Source organism: Actinacidiphila glaucinigra (genome assembly GCF_900188405.1).
Classification (GTDB): Bacteria; Actinomycetota; Actinomycetes; order Streptomycetales; family Streptomycetaceae; genus Actinacidiphila; species Actinacidiphila glaucinigra.
The window spans coordinates 10,567-34,571 of the sequence record NZ_FZOF01000037.1; the positions used below are offsets into that span (position 1 = coordinate 10,567).

At 74.5% G+C, this 24,005-nt stretch carries 10 protein-coding genes and 2 pseudogenes; 7 read left to right on the forward strand and 5 right to left on the reverse strand.

The window, feature by feature from the left end:
* The 4 genes and pseudogenes from CHF15_RS44595 to CHF15_RS39635 form a co-directional block, all read right to left on the reverse strand.
* A pseudogene (locus CHF15_RS44595) lies at positions 1-332 on the reverse strand (hypothetical protein); the annotation flags it as partial.
* Between the two features lie 309 nt (positions 333-641).
* Positions 642-1,760: a peptide chain release factor 2 gene (gene prfB, locus CHF15_RS39625; RefSeq protein WP_089228795.1), complete on the reverse strand. Its 1,119-nt coding sequence runs from the start codon at positions 1,758-1,760 to the stop codon at positions 642-644.
* Between the two features lie 988 nt (positions 1,761-2,748).
* A pseudogene (locus CHF15_RS46185) lies at positions 2,749-3,993 on the reverse strand (serine/threonine-protein kinase); the annotation flags it as partial.
* A gap of 257 nt (positions 3,994-4,250) precedes the next feature.
* Complete coding sequence (locus CHF15_RS39635) at positions 4,251-6,038, reverse strand: serine/threonine-protein kinase (RefSeq protein ID WP_089228797.1); 1,788 nt, start codon at positions 6,036-6,038, stop codon at positions 4,251-4,253.
* Positions 6,039-6,406: 368 nt separating this feature from the next.
* On the opposite strand from CHF15_RS39635, the gene CHF15_RS39640 reads away from it, so the two are divergent.
* The 5 genes from CHF15_RS39640 to CHF15_RS39660 all read left to right on the forward strand — a co-directional run bounded on the left by CHF15_RS39640 (position 6,407) and on the right by CHF15_RS39660 (position 15,687).
* Positions 6,407-9,445: an FtsK/SpoIIIE domain-containing protein gene (locus tag CHF15_RS39640; RefSeq protein WP_089228798.1), complete on the forward strand. Its 3,039-nt coding sequence runs from the start codon at positions 6,407-6,409 to the stop codon at positions 9,443-9,445.
* Between the two features lie 230 nt (positions 9,446-9,675).
* On the forward strand, positions 9,676-11,061 hold the full coding sequence (locus tag CHF15_RS39645) for an ABC transporter substrate-binding protein (RefSeq protein ID WP_179280183.1): 1,386 nt from the start codon (positions 9,676-9,678) through the stop codon (positions 11,059-11,061).
* Positions 11,062-11,145: 84 nt separating this feature from the next.
* Positions 11,146-12,423: a carbohydrate ABC transporter permease gene (locus tag CHF15_RS39650; RefSeq protein ID WP_245939310.1), complete on the forward strand. Its 1,278-nt coding sequence runs from the start codon at positions 11,146-11,148 to the stop codon at positions 12,421-12,423.
* Positions 12,420-13,352 (forward strand): carbohydrate ABC transporter permease, encoded by a 933-nt coding sequence (locus tag CHF15_RS39655; protein WP_089228801.1) that lies wholly within the window; start codon positions 12,420-12,422, stop codon positions 13,350-13,352. The genes CHF15_RS39650 and CHF15_RS39655 overlap by 4 nt, the downstream gene beginning before the upstream one ends.
* A 121-nt stretch (positions 13,353-13,473) precedes the next feature.
* A complete protein-coding gene (locus tag CHF15_RS39660) occupies positions 13,474-15,687 on the forward strand; it encodes a bifunctional glycosyltransferase/CDP-glycerol:glycerophosphate glycerophosphotransferase (RefSeq protein WP_089228802.1) in 2,214 nt (737 codons plus the stop codon).
* Positions 15,688-15,691: 4 nt separating this feature from the next.
* Here the strand turns inward: CHF15_RS39660 and CHF15_RS39665 are convergent, their stop codons facing one another.
* On the reverse strand, positions 15,692-17,791 hold the full coding sequence (locus tag CHF15_RS39665) for a bifunctional glycosyltransferase/CDP-glycerol:glycerophosphate glycerophosphotransferase (protein ID WP_179280184.1): 2,100 nt from the start codon (positions 17,789-17,791) through the stop codon (positions 15,692-15,694).
* A gap of 136 nt (positions 17,792-17,927) precedes the next feature.
* Between CHF15_RS39665 and CHF15_RS39670 the strand changes: the two genes are divergently transcribed.
* Positions 17,928-21,611, forward strand: a complete 3,684-nt coding sequence (locus CHF15_RS39670) for a bifunctional glycosyltransferase/CDP-glycerol:glycerophosphate glycerophosphotransferase (protein ID WP_089228804.1) — start codon at positions 17,928-17,930, stop codon at positions 21,609-21,611.
* 17 nt (positions 21,612-21,628) lie between these two features.
* A complete protein-coding gene (locus CHF15_RS39675) occupies positions 21,629-23,911 on the forward strand; it encodes a bifunctional glycosyltransferase/CDP-glycerol:glycerophosphate glycerophosphotransferase (protein ID WP_089228805.1) in 2,283 nt (760 codons plus the stop codon).
* Positions 23,912-24,005: the final 94 nt, after the last annotated feature.

The window sequence follows — 24,005 nt, forward strand, 5'->3', positions numbered from 1 at the left end:
TCCGACTGACCCTCGGACTGACCCTCGCTCTGGCCCTCCGACTGACCCTCGGACTGGCCTTCCGTCTGGCCTTCCGTCTGGCCCTCCGTGACACCGAGCGTGGCGCCCTCGGTCTGGCCTTCCGTCTGGCCCTCCGTGACACCGAGCGTGGCGCCCTCGGTGTCCTCGGCATCGAGGTTGACGCCGACACTGACCTCGGCCTCGCCGGCACTCAGGCCGATGTCCAGGCCGACGGCCTGGGCGGCGCCCGCGGCGGTCAGCGAGGCACCGCTCGCGATCACCGCGGCGGCGGCTATACGGGCCACTCGCAGCCGTGTGTTCTTCTTGCTCATCTGGCAACTACCCCCAGTAGCTTCTCGTCAATGGAGCAGCGTCACAGGGGGAGCGTCCTGCGGGGCGGTGCACGTTCAAGGCCGGGGCCTGAGCCACCGGCCGCGCTCGCCCCCGTTCGCTCGCGCCCCAGTCATACGCATGCCGCGCATCACGATTCCCAGATTTCACAGCGTCGTCAAGGGCGTTCCAAGCGCAATGCCGGGATTGGCCGACTATGCCACCCGGTTGCTTATGGGGCTGTGACCCAGAACGCACAACTGCCACCCATCGGGCGGCAGTTGTGAGGATCCGAAGGAGATGAGGAAGCGTCAGACGCCGGCGCCCTGCTCCTGCTGCTTGCGCCAGCGGATGCCCGCCTCGAGGAAGCCGTCGATGTCGCCGTCGAGGACGCCCTGGGGGTTGCCGACCTCGAATTCCGTCCGCAGGTCCTTGACCATCTGGTACGGGTGGAGCACGTAGGAACGCATCTGGTTGCCCCAGGAGTTGCCGCCGTCGCCCTTGAGGGCGTCCATCTTGGCCTGCTCCTCCTGGCGGCGCCGCTCCAGCAGCTTGGCCTGCAGGACGTTCATCGCGCTCGCCTTGTTCTGGATCTGGGAGCGCTCGTTCTGGCAGGAGACCACGATGCCGGTCGGGATGTGCGTGATCCGGACCGCGGAGTCGGTGGTGTTGACACCCTGGCCGCCGGGGCCCGAGGCGCGGTAGACGTCGATGCGCAGCTCGGTCTCGTCGATCTCGACGTGGTCGCTCTGCTCGACGACCGGCAGCACCTCGACGCCCGCGAAGGACGTCTGGCGCCGGCCCTGGTTGTCGAAGGGCGAGATGCGCACCAGGCGGTGGGTGCCCTGCTCGACGGAGAGGGTGCCGTAGGCGTAGGGCGCCTTCACCACGAAGGTCGTGGACTTGATGCCGGCCTCTTCCGCGAACGAGGTCTCGTAGATCTCGGTCGGGTAGCCGTGCCGCTCGGACCAGCGCAGGTACATCCGCTGCAGCTGCTCCGCGAAGTCGGCGGCGTCGACGCCGCCCGCCTCGGCGCGGATGTTGACCAGCGCCTCACGGGCGTCGTACTCGCCGGACAGGAGGGTGCGGACCTCCATCTCGTCCAGCGCCTTGCGCACCGACTCCAGCTCGGCCTCGGCCTCGGCGCGGGTGTCCGCGTCGTCCTCGGCCTCGGCGAGCTCGAAGAGCACCCCGAGGTCGTCGATGCGGCCGCGCAGCGCCTCGGCCTTGCGGACCTCGGCCTGCAGGTGCGACAGCTTGCTGGTGATCTTCTGCGCCGCCTCCGGGTCGTCCCACAGCGACGGCGCCGCCGCCTGCTCCTCGAGCACGGCGATGTCGGCCCTCAGCTTGTCGAGGTCCAGAACGGCCTCGATCGAGGCCATGGTCGACGAGAGGGACTTGAGCTCTTCGGATACATCCAGGACTGCCACGTCCCCCAGCGTACCGGCACGCCGCGCGTTGCCGCTCCGGTGAGCCGGGGCGGGCCGGCCGGCGGGCGTGAGCCCTCGGCGTTCAGGCGGGAACGGGGGCCGAGGCGTGGGCGAGCGTGCCGTCGGCACGCCGGAGGTAGAGGGTCAGGGTGTCGTCCGCCGTGGTCAGCCCGGGGTGGGAGGGGGTGCTGGCGGACAGCGGCACCGCCGCCCACGTGCCGCCGTCGGAGACGGCGGCGGCCAGGGCCCCGTCGTCGGCGGGGGCGAGGACGAAGAGCCGGCCGCCGGAGACGGCGGGTTCGGGGCGGCCCGTGGCGTCGAGCCCGGTGACGATCTCCGAGGGGCGCCAGGCGCCGTTCACGTACGGCAGGCGCAGCACGGCGCCGTCGGCCTTGCGGACGGCGAAGGCGTCGAGGGTGCCGGGCGCCGCCGAGACCAGGCCCGGGGCGGCGGTGACCCGGCCCGCCGTGGGGACCAGCGCCCAGGCGTTCCAGCGGCCGTCGGCCCAGGAGGAGGTGACGAGGTCGCCGCCGGAGCAGCCGACCAGGTCGATCCGGCCGGGCGCGGAGGACGCGGCGGCGGGGGTCGTGGTGAACCGGGCGGGCTGGTCGACCTGGTACCAGTCGCCCCAGGCGCCGCCGCTCAGGGTCCGCCGGTACACCCGGTGGTCGGTGCCGAGGGCGAAGACGTCCAGCTGCCCGGCGCGCGAGGAGACGACCGAGGGGTCGTCGGCGACGCTTATCCCGGTGAGCCGGTGCCAGGTGCCGGAGGCCAGGTACCAGACGTTCTTGTCGCTGCCCCGGGTGAAGACGTGCGTCGTCCCGGACACGGAGATCGCGCGGGGGCCGCCGACCGGGTGGACGCCGCGGTCCGGGAAGCGGGGCAGCGCCGTGTAGCCGGACCAGCTCAGCGCGGCCTCCTCGGCGGCGGTGCCCGCCGGGGTGCTGACGGCGCCCTGCGGGGAGGCGGCGGCGCCGGTGGGCGCGGTCGGGGTGGTCGAGGCCTGTCCGGACGGCTTGTCCTCGCGGCTGTTGGAGCCGCCGTCGTCATCGGAGCCGGAGGCCGCGATCGCCCAGCCGCCGAGCCCGACGACCAGTGCGGCGGCCGCCGCGGCGCCGATCTTGACGCGGCGGCGCTGCAGCGCGTCGGGGACGGCGCGGTGGCGGTGCCGGGCGTGCTGGCCGGGCACCGCGGCGGGCCGGCCGCCGGCCAGTTCCTCCGCGGTGGGCAGCTTGATGCTGGTGTGGGTGTCGCGCGTCGAGTCGGGTGCGGAGCCGCGGACCAGGGGCACGGCACCGCGTGGCTGGTCGGCCGGCGGGTCGTAGGGCTCGGCGAGGGAGCCGGACTCCCGGTCGTACACCTCCTCGCCGTGGTGGTCCCCGGGCGCGTCCACCTCCAGCGGGGGCAGCCCGGCGAGGGCGGGCAGCAGCTCGCGCAGCCGCGTGCCGACCTCGGCCGCCCTCAGCCGCGAGGCGGGGGCCTTGGCGAGGCACTGGGAGAGCAGCTGCCACAGCTCGTCGGGCAGGTCGGGCAGCGGCGCGACCGACTCGGTGACGTGCCGGCGCAGCACCGCGCCCGGGTGGCCGCCGCCGAACGGTGTGAAGCCGGCGAGCAGCTCGTACAGGACGGTGGCGAGGGCGTAGATGTCGACGGACGCGCGCGGCGGCAGGCCCTCGATGATCTCCGGGGCCAGATAGTCGGGGGTTCCGATGATGCGGGTGGCCCGGGTGCGGCGCGGGGAGTCGACCAGCCGCGCGATGCCGAAGTCGGTGAGGAGCGCCGGGGGCGCGCCGCCCGGTCCGGGCGGGGCGGCGGAGTCCAGCAGGACGTTCTCCGGCTTGACGTCGCGGTGGACGACGCCCGCGGCGTGGGCCGCGGCCAGGCCGTCGGCGACGTCCGCGGTGATGGAGACGGCCGCCTCGGGGGTGAGCCTGCGTTCGCGCTCCAGCCGGGAGCGCAGGTCGGTGCCGCGGACGAGGTCCATGACGAGCGCGAGGTCGGAGCCGTCGACCACCAGGTCGCGGATGCCGACGATGTGCGGGTGATGGAGCGCCAGCAGCGCCGTGCGCTCCTGCACGAAGCGGCCGACGAGGTCCTGGTCGGAGGCGAGGTCCTCGCGCAGCAGCTTGATGGCGACCGGGCCCTCGGGGCCCTCGCCCAGCCACACGGTGCCGGCGGAGCCCCGCCCCAGCACCTGGTGCGCGGTGTACCGGCTGCCGATCTTCCGTCCCAAGGCTGCTCCGACTCCTCCGACGTGCCGTCGTGTTGGCGACAAAGCTACGCGGATGCGAGCCGGTTGGGGGAACCTGTCGGGGGTGAGTGCGGCTTCTCCGGGAGAAATCACCCTCCAGAAGTCGACAAATCACCAACACCGGCCCCACGGGGAGGTGACGGTGGGCCAGTTGACGTTGACGGAACCGGCGCGGCGGGGCGGTACGGCGCGGGCGGTGCCCGGCGCCGTACCCGGCCCCGAAGGGGTGCGCGGCGGTGCTACGGAGTGCCGCCGGAGGTCCCCGAGCCGCCCGAGGAGCCGCCGAGGCCCGAGACCCAGTCCCAGAAGTCGCCGACGCCGTCGCTCACGGTGCCCCACAGGCTCTTGCCGGTGTCCAGCCACTCCGGGACGGGGGTGAGGTACCAGACGAGCAGGACGATCACGATCAGCACGATGATCATCGTGAAACAGCCCTTGAGACACCCGAGGCCCGGGATCTTCATCGGGTTCGCGCTGCGCTGCCGCGGCTCGCGATACGGGGCGGGCTCCGGCGCGGACGGGCGCTGGGGCTCGTACCGCTGGTGCTGCGGCTGCTCGTAGCGCGGCGCGGGCTGCTGCTGCGGCCGCGGCGCGTACTGCTGGGGCTGGGGCTGCGGGGGCCGCTGGGCGTACTGCTGCGGATGCGGCTGCGGCGCGTAGCCGGGCTGCGCCGGCTGCCGGTACTGGGGCTGCTGCGGCCGCTGCTGTTGGTACCCCTGCGGGGACTGCGGCGGCTGCTGCGACTGCGGCTGCTGGGAGGCCTGCCGGCGCGGCCTGCGGCGCAGCGGGTCCTGCTCCGGGTCCAGGTACTGGATCTCGGTCTGCTCGGCGCGCGCACGGGCGCGGTTGAGCTGCGACTCCCACGGGTGCGGGCCCTGCGGGGCACCGGAGTCCGGCGGCCCGCCCGGCACGGGCGGCATCACGCGGGTGCCGTCGCCGGCCCCGGCCGATGCCGAGCCGCCCGGGATCACCCGGGTCGCGTCGGCCGCGCCCGCCGCGGAGGCGGGCAGGACGCTGGTGGCGGCGTTGGGGTCGTAGGGGTCGTACCCGCCGACGGGCGACCGGTTGGGCAGCACCTGCGTGGGGTCGGCGGCGTCCGGCGGGACGAGCGGGGTGTCCGGGACGGTGGCCGGGGACGGGTCCGGCGCGAGCAGCGCGGCGACGCCGAGCGCCGCCTCGGACTGCGCCGGGGAGGAGTGCACGCCGACGCCCGCCGCGACGACGCGCAGGGCGCGCGCCAGGTTCTCCGCGCTGGGCCGCTCCCCGGGCTCCTTGCGCAGGCAGCGCTCGATGACCGTCCACAGCGGCTCGGGCACGGTGGAGGGCCGGCGCGGCTCCTCGCTCAGGTGCTGGTGCAGCACCTCGAGCGCGCTCTCGCCCCTGAACGGCGGGCGCCCGGTGACCAGTTCGTACAGGAGGATGCCGGCGCCGTAGATGTCCACGGCCGAGGTCTGCGGACGGCCCTGGGCCGACTCCGGCGCTATGTAGGCGGGCGTGCCGACGAACTCGTGGGTGCGGGTGACGCCGGGTGAGTCCGCAAGCCGCGCGATGCCGAAGTCGGTCAGCATCGGGTGCATCTGCTGGGTGCCGTCCGGGCCCGCGACGGTGGCCAGCAGGACGTTGGCGGGCTTCAGGTCGCGGTGCACCACGCCGTCGGCGTGGCTGGCGGCCAGCGCGTCGGCCACGGCGGCGGTCAGCAGGGCGGCGCCGACCGGCGTGAACGGGCCGTTCTCGCGCAGATGGCGGTAGAGGTCGGGGCCCTCGATCAGGTCCATCACCAGGGCGAGCAGTTCACCCTCCACGACCAGGTCGCGGACCCGGACGATGTGCGGATGGCGCAGCCGCAGCAGGACCGAGCGCTCCCGCAGGAAGCGCATGACGATGTCGGGGTCGCTCGCCAGCTCTTCCTTGAGCACCTTGATCGCGACGGTCTCGCCGGTGTCCCGTACCTGGGACCGCCACACGGTGCCCGTGGCTCCGCGCCCGAGCGGCTCCACCAGTTCGTATCTGCTGCCTACCGGCCGCACGTTCGCGCTCCCTGGGATCTTGGCCTGGTCCGTGGCCTGTTTCGCCCACTGTAGTGCCGCCACGTGGGAGCGGGGCTGCGTTCCGGTACGGGGCGTGTGTGGGGTTAGGACGCGGGGTACGGTCGTTTGGTTGCTTTTTCTGCCCAATGCTGACCATTCAAGATCGCAAAGGTGGGCACCGGCGGCGAGCTGTCGGCGGCGAGTGGGAGGATGCGTGTCGCGGATCGCGTATCGCCGAGCAAGCTGGTCCAGCTGAGCAAGGGGAGCCCACCGGTCCGCTCTTGTACGTGTCGACGTCCCGGGCAGGGCGGGGTGGGGTCGGGGGCCCGCGCCGCGGTGTATCCGGGCAGAAGGGACCGTGGACGGAGATGCAGATCCGGCTGACCGTTCTCGGGCCGCGCGGCGGCCGCGCGGCGCGCTCCTGCGACGTGCTGGTCACCGCACCCGCGGGCACACCCCTCGGTGCGGTGGCGGGCGCCCTGGCGTCCGGCTCGGGTGGCTCCGGCCAGCCCGCGCGGGCCGGGAAGTCCACGCCCCCGCTCTACGCGGGCGCCGAGCGACTGGACCCGGCGACCGCCGTCCTCGGGGTGCCGCCGCTGCTCGACGGCGCGGTCCTGTCGCTGCACGCGCCCGCCGACGGGCACGACGGCGGCCGCCCGACGGCCGCCGCCCGGCTGCACGTCGTCGGCGGGCCCGACGCGGGCGGCGTCCACCTGCTGCAGGGCGGCCGGATCCGGGTCGGCCGGTCCGTGGACGCGGACGTGCCGCTGGACGACCCCGACGTCTCCCGGCTGCACTGCGCCATCACGGTCGACGGCGAGGGCCGGGTCACCGTCGCCGACCTCGGCTCCACCAACGGCACCGCCCTGGACGGCGCTCCCGTGGGCGAGCGCGCGGTCCCCTTCCCCGCCGGCGCGCTGCTGCGTATCGGCGAGTCGACCCTCCGGCTGGAGCCGGCGCCCCCGGGCTCGACCGTCCCTCCGCCGCCCGCCTCCATCCCGGCCATCCCCGACGCCGAGGGGCACCTCCAGGTGACCCTCCCCCCGACCTCCTGGCCGGACACCGGCCGCGTGGCGACCTGGCAGCCCGCCCGCCCCTCCGACGGCCCGACGACCACCGGCACCGGGTCCGGGAACGTCGGCGCGGACGCCCCCGCCGCGACCGCGCCCGGGGAGGACCGGCCGGGGGCCGCGCCCGGCGGCCCGGTCCGGCGGGACACCCCGCAGCGCGGGCTGTCCGAGCAGACCCGCGCCGTCGAGCTGCCCCAGAACCGCCGCGGCGGCGGGCGGGCCGCGGAGGCCGGCAGCCGGATGGCCGGGGCGATAGGGAGCTGGGCCAGGCGCCTGGCCGCCGGCCGCGGCGCCCCGGGCGCCGACGGCCACGAGGGCGGCGGGACGACGTACGACCTGGCCGACGCCGCGGCGCTGCGCGAGCGCTGGCCCGATCCGGCGGCCGTGCTGCTCACCGCGCTCGGGCCGGGACCGCGGCTGTGGGAGCGCGCCCTCGGCCATCCCGACCTGCTCACGGTCCGGCTCGGCACCGCGGACCTGACCGCCGAGGACGGCTTCCGGACGCTGCCCGCCGTGCCGTTCACCGTCGACCTGCGCGACCCGCACACCCATGTGCTGGGCCTCGCCGGACCGCGCCCCCGGCTGTCCGGGCTGGCCCGCTCCGTGATCGCCCAGTTGTGCGCCCTGCATCCGCCCGGCGCGCTGGAGGTCGTCCTGATCAGCGCCGACCGCTCCCGTCCCGCAGAACAGCGGGCCGAGGAGTGGGGCTGGCTGTACTGGCTGCCGCATCTGCGCCCGGCGCACGGCCAGGACTGCCGGCTGCTCACGGCGTCGGACCGGGAGCAGGCCGAGGCCCGCGTCGCCGAGGTCGTCCGGCGCATCGAGGAGGGCCCGCTCGGCTCGGGCTGGGCGACGGCCACTCCCGAGGAGGTCGCCGAGGCCGCGGCGCGCCGCGAAGGCCCGTACACACTGCTGGTGATCGACGGCGACCCGGGCTCGGCCTATCTGCGCGAGGCCGCCGGCCGTATCGCGGCCGGCGGCCCGTCGGTCGGGGTGCACCTGCTGTGCCTGGCCGAGAGCCCGGAGCGGCTGGCCGCCCGCTGCGGCGCCGTCGCCGTGCTGGAGGGCGACGTCGCGACGACGCTGCGGATGGAGCCGCACGGCCCCGGGCACATGACGATGGAGGCGGTGTCGGCGGCCTGGGCCGAGCGTTTCGCCCGGGCCCTCGCCCCGCTGCGCGAGGGCGACGCCGCACCGCGGCGGACACGTTCCGCGCTGCCGCCCACGGCCCGGCTCCTGGACGAGCTGGACCTGGCGCTCGCCACCCCCGCGAAGATCACCACCCGCTGGGCCGGGCCCGCCCCCTCCGGCGGCTCCGCCGCGGCCGTCCTGGGCGCCGGGCCGGAGGGCCGGGTCCTGGTCGACCTGGTCGCCGAGGGACCGCATCTGCTGGTCGGCGGCGCGGCGGGCTCCGGCAAGACCGAGCTGCTGCGTTCGGTGGCCGCCGCCCTGTCCGCCGGCGAGCGGCCGGACCGGCTGGCCCTCGTCCTCGTCGACGGCGCCGGGACGGAGCGCGGCGAGGGGCTGCGCAGCTGCACCGACCTGCCGCACGTCTCCACCTACCTGTCCGCCTGCGACCCGGTGCGGATGCGCGAGTTCGCACAGGCGCTCACGGCGGAGCTGAAGCGCCGTGACGAGCTGCTGGACGGCGCCGACTTCGGGCAGTGGCACGAGCGCCGCCGGCTGCCCGTGGTGCCGCGCCAGGCGGAGCCGGGCCACGCCCCGGCCGCCGCGGCGGACCCCCAGGTGCGCGGCGCGGTGCGGGTGCGGACCCGCACCACCGAGCCGCTGCCCCGGCTGGTCGTCGTGGTGGACGACTTCGACGTGCTGGTCGCCCCGGCCCTCGGCAGTCCCGGACGGCCCGCCGCGGGCTCGGTGGTCCGTGCCCTGGAGAGCGTGGCACGCGACGGCGAGCGGCTCGGCGTCCACCTGGTCGCCGCGACCGGCCGCCCCGAGCGCACCGCGGGCACCCACACCGACGACGCGGCGCGGCTGCGGATCGCGCTGCGCACCGAGGAGCCGGAGTCGGCCGCGCTGCTGGTCGCCGTCGAGGAGCCGGCGACCGTCGACGACGCCCTGCCGGGCCGCGGTTACCTGCGCCGGCCGGACGGTGCCGTCACCGCCTTCCAGGCAGGCCGGGTCAGTGGCCGGATCCCGCGGACGGCGACCCTGCGGCCCACGGTGGTCCCGCTGGAGTGGGACCGCATGGGCGATCCGCCGACCCGGCGCCCGGTCCGCGAGCTGGGCAACGGCCCCACCGACCTCGCCCTGCTGGCCAGTGCCCTGCAGCGGGCCGCGGAGTCCGCGGCGGCCGATCCGGCGCCGCCGCTGCTCTGACCCGCCCCGGCCCCGCCCCGGTCCGGTACCCCGTTCGCACGCCCGGTCACATGACGGTCACGATCCAACCGCCGTGCGCTGAGGCGCTATTGCGGCGGTTATCAGACAGGGCGTAGGACTGAAAGCGGAACAGCCGATGACGCGGGGACGGGACGCCCGGCGCAGCTGCCACGGCCATGCGGCGGGCTGCCACCGCGGCGCGGGTCCGCGCTGAGGGGATGGGCAGGCAGATGCGGACATCCAGCAGGCGCACGCGAGGTACACGCCGGACGGTCATCGCCGTCGTGGCGACGGCCGCCCTGGCGCTGACGGCCGCCGGGTGCGGCGGAGGCGACGACGACAAGGGCACCCCCGACGGCGGCGGGAGCAGTTCCGGCGGGAGCGGGAGCGTCTCGCTGCCGGACCTCAAGGGCCAGAAGCTCGAGGTCGCGGCGGTGTGGACCGGGCCGGAGCAGAAGAACTTCCAGAAGGTGCTGGACGAGTTCACCCAGCGCACCGGGGCCGAGGTCGGCTTCGTGCCCACCGGCGACAACGTCTCCACCTTCCTCGGCACGAAGATCGAGGGCGGTCAGCCGCCGGACGTGGCGTTCCTGCCGCAGGTCGGCGTGTTGCGGCAGTTCGCGCAGAAGGGCTGGCTGAAGCCGCTCTCCTCCGACGTCCAGGCGCAGCTCGACAAGAACTTCAGCACGGGCTGGAAGGACCTCGGCGCGTACGAGGGCAAGCAGTACGGCGTCTACGCCAAGGCCGCCAACAAGTCGCTGGTCTGGTACAACACCGCGGCCTTCGAGAACGCCGGGATCTCCGAACCGCCGGGGACCTGGGAGGACTTCCTCCAGACCGCCGAGACGCTCTTCGAGTCGGGCACTCCCCCGGTATCGGTCGGCGGCGCGGACGGCTGGACCCTCACCGACTGGTTCGAGAACGTCTACCTCTCCCAGGCCGGTCCGGAGAAGTACGACCAGCTGGCCGCGCACAAGATCAAGTGGACCGACCCCTCGGTGAAGGACGCGCTCACCACCCTCGCCCAGCTCTTCGGCAAGAAGGACCTGATCGCGGGCGGGCAGAGCGGCGCGCTCAAGACCGACTTCCCGAAGTCCGTGACGCAGACCTTCACCGGCAACCCGCCGAAGGCCGCCATGGTCTACGAGGGGGACTTCGTCGGCGCGTTCATCGGCGACAACACCAAGGCGAAGGTCGGCGAGGACGCCAAGGTCTTCCCCTTCCCCGCGGTGGGCTCCGGCAAGGCGCCGGTGGTCAGCGGCGGTGACGTCGGCGTGGCGCTGAAGGACACCAAGGGCGCGCAGGCGCTGCTGACCTTCCTCGCCTCCACCGACGCGGCGAAGGTGTGGGCCTCCTCGGGCGGCTTCGTCTCGCCGAACAAGTCGCTGGACCTGTCGGCCTACCCGAACGAGGTCTCCCGCTCGATCGCGGAGGGCCTGGTCGCGGCGGGCGACGACTTCCGCTTCGACATGTCCGACCAGGCCCCGGCGGCCTTCGGCGGCACCGCGGGCAAGGGCGAGTGGAAGGACCTGCAGGACTTCCTGCGGAACCCCTCCGACGTCGCCGGCGCGCAGGCCAAGCTGGAAGCGGACGCCGCCAAGGCGTACGCCGGCTAGGCGGCGGCCGCGATGGCGACGGCGGCCACGGCGAAGGGGCCGGCCGCTTCCGGCGGCGCGCCCTCCGCCCGGCGCAGGAGCGTCATGGGCACCCGGCGCTGGGTGGCGGGACTGTTCCTGCTGCCCGCGCTGGTGCTGCTGGGCGCGCTGGTGGTGTACCCGATCGGGTACACCACCTGGCGCAGCCTGTTCGACAAGGCGGGCTCGGGTTTCGTGGGCCTGCACAACTACGCCTCGGTCTTCAGCGACGACAGCACCCTGACGGCGCTGCGGAACACCGCGGTCTGGGTGGTCGTGGCGCCGGTGCTGGCCACGGCCCTCGGGCTGGTCTTCGCGGTGCTGACCGAGCGGGTGAGCTGGGGCACCGCCTTCAAGCTGGTCGTCTTCATGCCGATGGCGATCTCGATGCTGGCGGCCGGGATCATCTTCCGGCTGGTGTACGAGCAGGACCCGGCGCGCGGCGCGGCCAACGCCGTCGTGGTCGGCGTGCACGACACCTTCGCCGAGTCCTCGGCGTACCCGGGGGCCCGGCCGCGGCCGAACGGCTCGCTGGCGGCCTCGGGCGGCGGCTCGTACACCACCCGGGACGCCGCCGGGGAGGGGACGGCGGTCGGGCTGCCGCTGATCGGCGTCCCCGCCGCGAAGCTGCCCGCGGGCACCGCGGACGCCCGGCAGGCCACTGCGGGGCCCGGGGTGACCGGCACCGTGTGGCTGGACTTCAAGCCGGGCGGGGGCGGCGAGCCCGGGGTGATCGACGCCGGTGAGAAGGCGCTGGAGGGGGTGAAGGTCGAGGCCGTGCGGGACGGCCGGGTGGTGGCCTCCGCCACCTCCGGCACGGACGGCACCTTCTCGCTGCCCGCCTCGGCTGCCGGCGCCCAACTGCGCTTGCCGGCCTCGAATTTCGCGGAGCCGTACAACGGTGTCGACTGGCTCGGCCCCACCCTGGTGACGCCCGCCATCATCGGGGCCTATCTGTGGATGTGGGCGGGCTTCGCCATGGTGCTCATCGCGGCGGGCCTGGCCGGGGTGCCGCGGGAGCTGATGGAGGCGGCACGCATCGACGGCGCCAACGAGTGGCAGGTCTTCCGCAGGATCACCGTGCCGCTGCTGGCTCCCGTGCTGGTCGTGGTCGTCGTGACACTGATGATCAACGTGATGAAGATCTTCGACCTGGTCTACATCGTCGCTCCCGACACCTCGAAGGACGAGGCCAACGTACTGGCCCTGCAGCTGTACCTGTCCTCCTTCGGGGCCGGCAACGACCAGGGCGTGGGCAGCGCGATCGGTGTGATCCTGCTGCTGCTGGTCGTCCCGGTCATGGTCTTCAACATCCGCCGACTGCGCAGGGAGGCCCGACGATGACGACCGTCGCAGGCACAGCGGAACCGGCGGAACCGGCGGGCCCGGCCGAGGCGCGGGCCGTCCCGGCCGCCGCCGCCCGGCAGTCCCTCGCCTCGCGGGTCGTGGCCCGTACCGGCGGCGGGGTGCTGAGGGTCCTCCTCGTGCTGGTGGCCCTGTTCTGGCTGATGCCGACCGTGGGGCTGCTGATCTCCTCCTTCCGGGGACCGGTGGACATCGCCGACTCCGGCTGGTGGAAGGTGTTCACCGCGCCCTCGCAGCTGACCGTCACCAACTACCGGGAGCTGCTGGGCAACGACGCCGTCACCTCCTCGCTGGTCAACACCGCGCTGATCACGGTGCCGGCCACGTTGCTGGTGGTGGTGATCGGGGCGCTGGCGGGCTACGCCTTCGCCTGGATGGAGTTCCCGGGCCGGGACTGGCTGTTCCTCCTGGTGGTGGGGCTGCTGGTGGTGCCGGTGCAGATCGCGCTCATCCCGGTGGCCAAGCTGTTCGGGGAGATCGGGATCTTCGGCGACATCATCGGCGTGGTGCTCTTCCACGTCGGCTTCGGCCTGCCGTTCGCCGTCTTCCTGCTGCGCAACTTCTTCGCGGAGATCCCGCGGGAGCTGCTGGAGGCGGCCCGGCTGGACGGCGCGGGCGAGCTGCGGCTGTTCGCCCGCGTGATCATGCCCCTGGGCGGCCCGGCGATCGCCTCGCTGGGCATCTTCCAGTTCCTGTGGGTGTGGAACGACATGCTGGTGGCGCTGATCTTCTCCAACACCGGCTCGCAGCCGGTCACGGTCGCGCTGCAGCAGCAGGTCCGGCAGTTCGGCAACAACATCGACGTCCTGGCGCCGGGGGCCTTCGTGTCGATGGTGGTCCCGCTGGTCGTCTTCTTCGCCTTCCAGCGCCAGTTCGTCTCCGGCGTCATGGCGGGCGCCGTGAAGTAGCCCCGCACAGCACCGCAGGTCAGGGGGCAACACTCCGTCGCCGGACGGGTCGCCGTACGCGGCGCATGCCCGGGATATAACGGGCATACGCCGCGTAAGCCGACATTACGGATGTGCTGCCTTGCCCCGGTTCAGCGTCATCGTGCCCGCCCACAAGGTGCAGGCCTACCTGCACGAGTGCCTGGAGTCCGTGCTCGGGCAGAGCTTCTCGGACTTCGAGGTCATCGCCGTCGACGACCGCTCCCCCGACGCCAGCGGCGCCATCCTCGACGCCTTCGCTGCCCGGGACCGCCGGGTGACCGTCCTGCACCTGAAGGAGAACGTGGGCCTCGGCCCGGCCCGCAACGCCGGAACGGCCCGGGCCACCGGGGACTACCTGCTCTTCCTCGACAGCGACGACACCCTCGCCCCCGGCTCCCTGCAGGCCCTCGCCGACCGCCTGAAGGAGACCGCCGAGCCGGACGTGCTGGTCTACGACTACGCCCGCACCTACTGGGACGGCCGCGTCGTACGCAACCAGCGCGCCGCGCTGCTCGCCCAGGACGGCCGCCCCGCCGGGCCCCTCGACGACCGCCCCGAGCTGCTGCGGCTGCTGCCGGTCGCCTGGAACAAGGCCTACCGGCGGGAGTTCGTCCAGCGCTGTGACGCCGCCTTCCCGCCCGGCTGGTACGAGGACGTCGCCTGGACCTACCCCCTGCTGCTCGCCGCCCGCAGCATCGCGGTGCTCGACCGGGTCTGCGTGCACTACCGGCAGCGCCGCCGGGGCAGCATCCTGCGCACCACCAGCAGCCGGCACTTCGACGTCTTCGACCAGTACGACCGGGTCTTCGCCTTCCTCGACCGCAACCCCTCCCTCGACGGCTGGCGCCCCGCCCTCTTCGGCCGGATGACCGACCACCTGCTGGCGGTCTACAACACACCGGGCCGGCTGCCCCGCTCGTCCCGCGGCCTGTACTTCCAGCGCTGCAGCCTCCACTTCCGCCGCTACCAGCCCCAGGAGCCCGGCCCCCGCCCGCAAGGCGTCCCCGGCGTCACCCGGCGGCTGCTCGTGCGGCTCGGCGCGCGGCAGGTCTTCGACGCCGTGCGCGCCGCCAACGCGCTGCGCAGGAGACTGCGGCGACTGGTGAAGGACACCTCCCGGGCGGCGAGGGAGGCGGGTCTGCGGCTGCACTACCGGATCCAGCGGCACCGCCCCCTCGACCCGGACCTCGCGGTCTTCGCGGCCTGCCGCTACGGAGGCTACGGAGGCGACCCCGCCGCCCTGGAGGCCGCCGTCCGCGACCTGGCACCGCACCTGCGCACCGCGTGGATCACGACCCCGGCGTACGCGCACACCCTGCCGCGCGGCGTACGCCGGCTCCAGCCCGGCTCGCCCGCCTACTGGACGGCCCTGGCACGCGCCGCCTACCTGGTCAACGACGTCAACTTCCCGCACGCGTACCGCAAGCGGCGCGGCCAGGTGAACCTCCACACCCACCAGGGCACCCCGCTCGGCCGCACGGGTCTGGACCTCCAGGGGCACCCGGCCGCCTCGGCGGGCCGGGACTTCGCCCGGATGCTCGCCCACACCGACCGCTGGGACTTCTGCCTGTCCGCCAACCGGCACTCGACGGTGGTCTGGGAACGGGCCTACCCGGCCGGCTACACCACCCTGGAGCACGGCCGGCCCGGCAACGACGTCCTGCTGCGCGCCGACGCCGACGACGTACGGCGGATCCGCGCCGGCCTCGGCATCCCGGCGGAGTCCACCGCGATCCTGTACGCCCCGGCCCACCGCGACTACCGGCGCGGCTTCCACCCGCCCGTCGACCTGGTCCGCCTCGCCCGCGAACTCGGCCCCGGCCACGTCGTGCTGTACCGCGCGCCGGACAGCCACGCCGGCACGGCCACGCTGCCCGAGGGGCTGCCGGACACCGTGCTGGACGTCTCCGCCCACCCCTCGGTGCAGGAGCTGTGCCTGGCCGCGGACGCCCTGGTGACCGACTACTCCCCCCTGATGTTCGACTACGCCGGCCTCGACCGCCCCATCGTGGTCCACGCGGGGGACTGGACGGCCTACCGGGCCGCCCGCGGCACCTACTTCGACATCACCACCGAAGCCCCCGGTCCGGTCGCCCGCAGCGAGGACGAGCTCCTGTCCATCCTCACCACCGACACCTGGCGCGGCCCCCGCTCCGCCCAGTTGCGGGCGGCGTTCCGGGCCCACTTCTGCCCGTACGACGACGGCCACGCCGCCGAGCGGGTCGTACGCCGCGTCTTCCTCGGCGAGGACGGAGGGGAACCCGCCGTCCTCCCCCCGGAGCGCCGCACCCCGGCCCCGCCGGCCCGCCCCTGAGGCCTCACCCCGGCGGCGGGGCGGGGGTGCGCTCGTCCGCCTTGAGGACGGGCAGCAGCTCGGGTTCGCCCAGCAGCACCCGCCGCACGACGCGTTCGGCCGCGCGGCCGTCGTCCCAGGGGCAGAAGCGGGCCCGGAAGGCCGCCCGCAGCTCGGCGGCCCCGGGCGAGGACCACGCGCCGGAGCGGAAGGCGGTGGCGATGGCGGCCTCGTCGCGGGCGACGACGCCCGGGGTGTCGCCGGGGCGGCCGGAGACCAGGTCGAAGTAGACCCCGCGGGCGGCCCGGTAGACCTCCCAGTCGGCGGAGTGCACCACGATCGGGCGGTCCAGGCCCGCGTAGTCGAACATCAGTGACGAGTAGTCGGTGAGCAGGGCGTCGGAGGCCAGGCACAGCTCCTCCAGCGGGGTGTGCGCGGAGACGTCCAGCGCCCCCTCCGGCAGCGCCGCCGGGCCGGCCCCGGAGTGGAAGTAGTGCGCGCGGACCAGCACCAGGTACTCCCGCCCCAGCGCCCGGCACAGCCGGGCGAGGTCCAGCTGCGGGACGAACTCCCGCTGGTAGTCGCGGTGCGTGGGGGCGTACAGGATCGCCCTGACCCCGTCCGGGATGCCCAGCCGGGCCCGGATCCGCCGCACGTCCTCGGCGCCGGCCGTGAAGTAGGCGTCGTTGCGGGGGTATCCGGTGGGCAGCGTCAGATAGCCGCCGGGGTAGACCCGCTCCCAGACCTCGCTGGAGTGGGGGTTGGCGGACAGCGAGTAGTCCCACTGGTCGGCGTGGTCCAGCAGGCGGCGAAAACTCATGCCCTTGGCCACCGCCGGGTGGGCGCGCAGGTCCATGCCCATGTGCTTGAGCGGGGTGCCGTGGTGGGTCTGCAGGTAGACCTGGCCGGGCCGCTTGACGACCTCCCCGGTGAAGTTGGCGTTGTTCACCAGGAAGCGGGCGCGGGCCAGCAGCTCCCAGTAGCGGCGGGAGTTCACCTCCACCCGGTCGACGCCCTCGGGGACCGCGTCCCGCTCCCCCCGGCGGACCACCCACACGCCGTGCAGATGCGGGGCCAGCTCGCGGGCCTTGCGGTAGATCGCGGCGGGGCTGCACAGCACCCCCCGGTTCCAGTACGCCGCGTACACCACCAGGTCGTCGTCGAGCGGGCGGCGGCGCTCCAGGGCGTACCAGCGGCGGTACACCTCGCGGGCGGCGGCGTTGCGGCGGGCGCGCAGCCGCCGCGCGGCGTGGGCGCGCATTTCCGCGGCGCGGTGGGCGGCGAAGGTGCCGGGCAGCCCGGCGCGGCGGAAGAAGGCGGCGCGGTCCTGCGGGCGCAGCCGCCCGGGGTCGTCCAGGACGGCCGTGAGCCGCCGGTCCCGCTCGGCGCGCAGCACCGGCAGGTCGTGGCGGGCCAGCAGGGTGTCGTACCGGTCGGCCAGGGCGAGGTGCTGCGGGCCCGGCGTACTGGAGAAGCTGCCGTGGCGGCGTCTGCGCCAGGTGACGCAGACCCGGTCCAGGCAGGCGATGCGCGGGGCCGCGAGCAGCATCTCGTACGCCACCGGGACGTCCTCGTACGGCCCGGCGCCGAACCCGAAGCCGGCCCAGTAGTCGCGCCGCACCACCCGGTTCCAGGCGGCGGGCAGGACCGTCAGGCACTCGGGGCGCTCGGTGGCCCGGAAGACGGCGTGCCCGGCGAGGGCGGCGGCGTGCAGGAAGGGGCCGTCCCCGCTCTCCGTACGGTGCTCCCACACGTCGAGCCGGTCGTGGTCGAAGAGCAGGACCTCCGGGTCGCCGGTGGACCGCAGCCGTGCGTCAAGGGCGGCCAGGGCGCCGGGTGCGAGGAGGTCGTCCGCGTCGAGGAAGAGCAGGTAGTCGCCGCTGGCGCGGGCCGCGCCAGCGTTCCGGGCCGGGCCCGCGCCGGCGTTGCGGGGCTGCCGCAGCGGGAGCACCCTGGGGTCGGCGGCGGCGACCTCCTCGACGACGGCGGCCGATCCGTCGGGCGAGCAGTCGTCGACCGCGATGAGTTCCAGGTCCGCGTACCGCTGCCCGAGCACCGACTCCAGACACGCACGGACGTAGCCCTGCGCCTTCCATACCGGGACGATCACGCTGAACCGAGGCATAGGGCCGAGGGTAAGCAGGAGCGGCCCCCCGCGCCCGGTGGATCACCCGAAAGGCGCAGGCGAGGTGACCGAGGAGGCGGTCGCGAGTTGAACCCCTCGTCCCCTGTCGCCCTCGTCCGGAAAGGGCCACGTCACCATGGTGTCGCGCACGCCCCGCCTCACGGTCGTCGTTCCGGTCCACAACGTCGAGAACTGGCTGGAGGAGTGCCTGCGCTCGGTGGCCGCCCAGACCTTCGACGCGCTCGACGTGGTCATGGTCGACGACGGCTCCACCGACTCCGGTCCGCAGATCGCCCAGGGCTTCGCCGACCGGGACCCCCGCTTCCGCCTCGTCCGGCAGGACAACGGCGGACTGGGCCACGCCCGCAACACCGGCACCCGGCACGCCGATCCGCGCACCGAGTACCTGTGCTTCCTGGACAGCGACGACATCGTGCCGCCGCGCGCCTACGAGAACCTGGTGGGGCTGCTGGACGGCTCGGGTTCGGACTTCGCGACGGGCAACGTGTGGCGGCTGACCGCCGACGGCCGCAGCCAGGCCTGGCAGCACCGGGACATGACCCGCACCGTCACCGGCACCCACATCACCCGGGACCTGAGCCTGCTGTCGGACCGGGTCGCCTGGAACAAGGTCTTCCGCCGCTCCTTCTGGGAGCGCCACCGCCTCGCCTTCCCCGAGGGCGTGCTCTACGAGGACACCCCGCTCACCATCCCCGCGCACTTCCTGGCCGACGCCGTCGACGTCGCCCACGAGCACGTCTACTACTGGCGGATCCGCGAGGGCTCCATCACCCGGCGCCGCACCGACGTCAAGGGCGTACGCGACCGGATCGCCGCCGTCGACCACGTCAGCCGCTTCCTCGGCGACCCGGCCCGCACCCGCTGGACCTCCTTCAAGCGGGCCTACGACCGCTCGGTCCTCACCGACGACCTGCTCTACTTCATCGACGCCCTGCCGATGGCCGGCCCCGAGTACCGGCGGGTCTTCATGGACCGCTGCCGGGACTGGCTCACCCGGGTCGACCCCGCCCTCTTCCCGGAACTGCCCGCCGGGCTGCGCATCAAGTGGCACCTGATCCTCAAGGACCGCCTCGACGACCTGCTGGCGGTGCTCGACCACGAGCAGCGCAACTCCGCCGGCTTCGGCGTCGCCGGCCCGCCGCTGCGCAAGCGGGCGGTGCTGCGCGGCGCGGACGGCGGCCGGATCGCCCTGCCGGCCGCGGCGGCCCGGCTGCGGCGCGCGGACTTCCCGGTGCGGGCGCGGGTGCGCGAGGTCGTGCGGGAGAACGGCCGGCTCGTCCTGCGCGGCTACGCCTACCTGCGCAACATCGACGCCGACCGCAAGGGTGCCGCGCACATCACCGCCGTCGCCGTCCACGGCCACGGCCGCCGGGCCAAGGTGGTGCTGCTGCCGGTCAGGATCCGGCAGGAGCCCGCCGCGACCCTCAACTCGCGCCAGGAGGAACACTGCTACGACTGGTCGGGCTTCGAGATCACCATCGACCCGGCGCGGCTGACCACCGGCCGCCGCCAGGGCGAACCCCGGGCCGGCCGCTGGCGGCTCGGGGTGGTCGTCGCGGCGAAAGGGGTCATCCGCAGGGCGGGACTGCGGGCCGTGGACGCGGGCTCGGGGGCGTCCCCGCCCTCGTACGCGGCCGGCGGCGGCATGCGGCTCGTGCCGTACTACCGGCAGGGCCGGCTGCACCTGTCGGTGGAGCCGGAGGTGCGGCGGCTGACCGCGCACCGGCCGTCCGCCAACGGCACCTCGGTGGAGCTGGACTTCACGGGCGCGCCGCAGGCGACGGCGGTACGGCTGACGCACTCCGCGACACCCGCCGTGCTGGAGTACCCGCTGGAGTCACCGGCCTCCGGGGAGGCGGACGACGGCGTCCGCCGGGCCCGCGTGCCCCTCGCCGACCTGGCGGCCGCCCGGCCCGCGCTGGACGCCGGGCCCAAGGAGATCCGCCCCGAGGACACCGACAGCTGGGACGTCGCACTGCTGCGGCCCGGCCACGCCGACCCCGTCCACCTCGACGGGGCGCTGCCTGCAGGCCACTACGACCTGGGCACCGACCCCCGCCTCGGGGGGACGCCGCGGCGGCTGCTCGTCGAGGCGAAGGCGTCGGGGAGGCTGGTGCTGCGCGACCGCACCCCGCAGCCGGTGGCCGACGCCATCGGCTGGACCGCCGAGGGCGCCCTGGTCGTGGCGGGCCGCCTCGCCCCCGGCTCGGCCCCCGGCCCGGCCGAACTGGTGCTGCGGCACGGCACCCACCGCGTGGAGCACGCCGTCCCCGTCCAGGCCGACGGCGTACCGGGACGGCGGCCCGGCCTCCCGCCGCCGTCCAGCGCCATCCCGCCGCTGCCGCATGCGCCCGGGGAGGGGCCGGTCCCGAACGAGGGACGCCGGTTCACCGCCACCCTGCGCCCCGGCGCGCTGGAGTCCCTCGCCGGCACCGTCCCGCTGCCCGCCGGCCGCTGGTACCTGCTCCTGCGCGACGGGGCCGGCACGGAAGCGGCGGTACGGGTCGCGCCCGGGGTGTTCGAGGCGCTGCCGATGGCGGCGGAGGCGGGCGGCAAGTCCTTCTCCGTCGACCGCCGCTTCCACGACCGGCTGTTCCTCGACGCCCGCCCCACCGTGCCGGAGCCACAGCGCGGCCCGTACCGGCAGCGGGTGCTGCGCGAGAGCCACCACCCCCGCACCCGCGGCCTGCCGCGCCGCGAGGCGGTGCTGTACAGCGCCTTCGACGGGCGGGCGTACGGGGACTCGCCGCGCGCCGTCCACGAGGAACTCCTGCGCCGCCGCGCGGCGGACGGCCTGGAGCACCTGTGGGTGGTCAGGGACGGGCAGGCTCCCCCGCCGGCGACCGCGCGGCCCGTCGTGCTGCACAGCGCCGCCTGGTACGAGGCGCTCGCCCGCAGCCGCTACGTCGTCACCAACACGCACCTGCCGCCGTGGTTCGTGCGCCGCCCGGACCAGACCGTGCTGCAGACCTGGCACGGCACCCCCCTCAAGCGGACCGGCCGGGACCTCGCCGGGACCCTGTGCGCGGACCTGGTGCACCTGCCCCGACCGCCCCGCGACCCGGGCGCCCAGTGGAGCCTGCTGCTCTCGCCGAACGCCCAGAGCACCCCGCTGCTGCGCGCCGCGCTCGGCTACGACGGCCCGGTGGCCGAGACGGGACTGCCCCGCACGGACGTGCTCTTCGCCGACGACCGCGACAAGGTCGCCGCCGCGCTGCGCGACCGGCTGCGGATCCCCGGTGACCGCACCGTCGTGCTGTACGCGCCGACGCGCCGCGACGACCTGGCGTACGACGCCGAGCACTACCGCATGTCGCCGCACCTGGACCTGGCGGAGGCCGAACGCGCCCTGGGCGCCGACCATGTGCTGCTCTTCCGCTCCCACCCCCTGGTCGCCGACCGCGTCAGCACCCCGCGCTCCGGGTTCGTGCGCGACGTGTCCTCCCACCCGGACGTGGCGGAGCTGCTGCTGGCCGCCGACGTCCTGGTCACCGACTACGCGTCACCGGCGGCCGACTTCGCCAACACCGGCCGCCCGATGCTCTTCCTCGTCCCCGACCTGGAGCACTTCCGCGACACCCTGCGCGGCTTCTACCCCGACTTCGAGGCCCAGGCCCCCGGCCCGCTGCTGCAGTCGACCGCCGAACTGGCGGGCGCACTGCGCGACCTCGGCACGGTGGCACGGCACAGCGCCGACGCGTACGCCCACTTCCGCGCGACCTTCTGCCACCTCGACGACGGCAATGCGGCGGCCCGCGCCGTCGACCGGCTGCTCGAACCCGACCGTCACCGACCCTGAGGGAACCCAGGATCCACATGCCCCGCTTCTCCGTCATCGTCCCGGTCCACCAGGTGCAGGGCTATCTGCGTGCCTGCCTCGACTCGGTGCTGTCGCAGTCACTGCCCGACCTCGAGGTGATCGCGGTCGACGACCGCTCGCCGGACCACTGCGGCCGCATCCTCGACGAGTACGCGGCCCGCGACTCACGGGTGATCGCGCTGCACCACGAGGAGAACCGGGGCGTGGGGCGGGCCCGCAACACCGGCGCGGAGCGCGCCACCGGCGACTATCTGCTCTTCCTCGACGGCGACGACACCCTGGCCCCCGGCTCCCTGGAGGCGGTCGCCGAGCGGCTGAAGCAGGACGGCGACCCGGACATCCTCTACTTCGACCATGTGCGCACCTACTGGTGGGAGGCGGCCGAGAAGAGCGTCTTCGGGGGACTGCTCGCCTCCGCCGGCACCGACGTCTTCCGGATCACCGAACGCCCCGAGTTCCTGAGGCTGTTCGCGATGACCTCCAACCGCGTCTACCGCCGCGCCTTCTACGGGGAGCACGGCTTCTCCTTCAGCGACGGCATCTACGAGGACGCCCTCGTCTCCTACAAGACGATGCTCAGCGCCGAGCGGATCTCCTGCCTGGCCCGGGTCGTCCTGGAGTACCGGCAGCGGCGCAGCGGTGCCAGCACGCGCAGCCCGGGCCGCAACCACTTCGTCGTCCTCGACCAGTACACCCGGCTCTTCGACTTCCTCGACGCGCCCGGCCGCGAGCACCTCGCGCCGCTGCGGCCGATGCTGTTCGAACGGGCCGTCAGCCACTTCCTGTTCTGCCTCGGCAACCCCGACCGGATCCCGCGGCGGCTGCGCGGCGAGTTCTTCCGGCTCGCTGCCCGCTGGTACGCCCGCCACCTCCCGGAGGGCTTCGCACCGCCCGCCGACAAGGCCCTCGGCTACGCGCGGCTGGCCCGCGGCAGCTGGCTGCTGGCCCGGCTGGGAGACGTACCGCGCTGGGCCCGCAAGGAACTGACCCGGCGCAGGCGGCGGCTGCGCCGGCAGGTCGCGCAGCGGGCCAAGGCCGCCCTGTACGCCTACCACCTGCGGCGGCCGCTCGACCCCAACCTCGCGGTGTACTCGGCGTACTGGGACCGCGGGGTGTTCTGCAACCCGGCCGCGATCTACCACAAGGCGCGGGAGATCGCCCCGGGCGTCCACGGGGTGTGGCTGGTGCGCAAGTCCGACGTACCGCGGGTGCCCAAGGGCGTGGACTACGTCGTGCCGCGCACCCGCCGCTACTGGCGGCTGATGGCCCGGGCCACGTACCTGATCAGCAACGTCAACTTCCCCAACGACGTCCGCAAGCGGCCCGGCAGCGTCCACCTGCAGACCCACCACGGCACCCCGCTGAAGAAGATGGGCATCGACCAGCAGCGCTACCCCGCCTCGGCCAAGGGCATGAGCTTCCGCCGGCTGCTGGAACGGGTGGACCGCTGGGACTACAGCCTGTCCTCCAACCCGCACTCCAGCGAGATCTGGGAACGCGTCTACCCCTCCTCCTGGCAGCACCTGGAGACCGGCTACCCGCGCAACGACGTCTTCCTGACGGCCGGCGCCGCCGAGGTCGCCCACGCCCGCGCGGCCCTGGGCATCGCCCCCGGCCGCACCGCGGTCCTGTACGCGCCGACGACCCGCGACTACCAGCGGAACTTCGTGCCGCGGCTGGACGTGGAGCGGGTGTGCCGGGCGCTCGGCGAGGACTTCGTCCTGCTGACCCGCATCCACTACTTCCACGGCGAGGACGCCCGGCTGAAGGCGCTGCACGAGGAGGGGCTGCTGGTCGACGTGTCCCGGCACCCGTCGGTCGAGCAGCTGTGCCTGGCCGCCGACGCCCTCGTCACCGACTACTCGTCGATCATGTTCGACTACGCGCTCCTCGACCGTCCCATCGTCGTCCACGCCGACGACTGGCCGGTCTACCGGGCCAGCCGCGGCGTCTACTTCGACCTGCTCTCCGGCGCCCCCGGCGAGACCCCCGGCGCGGTCTCCACCAGCGACGACGAACTGATCGCGGCCTTCCGCGACGGCGCCTGGAACGGCCCGGAGGCGGCCCGGCTGCGGGCCGCGTTCCGCCGCCGCTTCTGCGCCTTCGACGACGGCCGGGCCGCCGAGCGGGTCGTACGGCGGGTCTTCCTCGGCGAGACCGAGCCGCTGCCCCTCGCTCCCCTGGAGGCCCGCACCCCCGCACCCGCGCCGGCGCTCCTGGCCGCCGCCGTGCCGGAGGAGCCGCGCTCCGGGCCGCAGGAGGCCGCCGCCAAGCCGTAGCGACGCCCCGTACGGGCCCCGCCGGGATGCAGCGGCGCCCCTCACGATCAAGCATCGAGGGGACGAGTGACGAGCGGACGACGGCCGGGAGGGC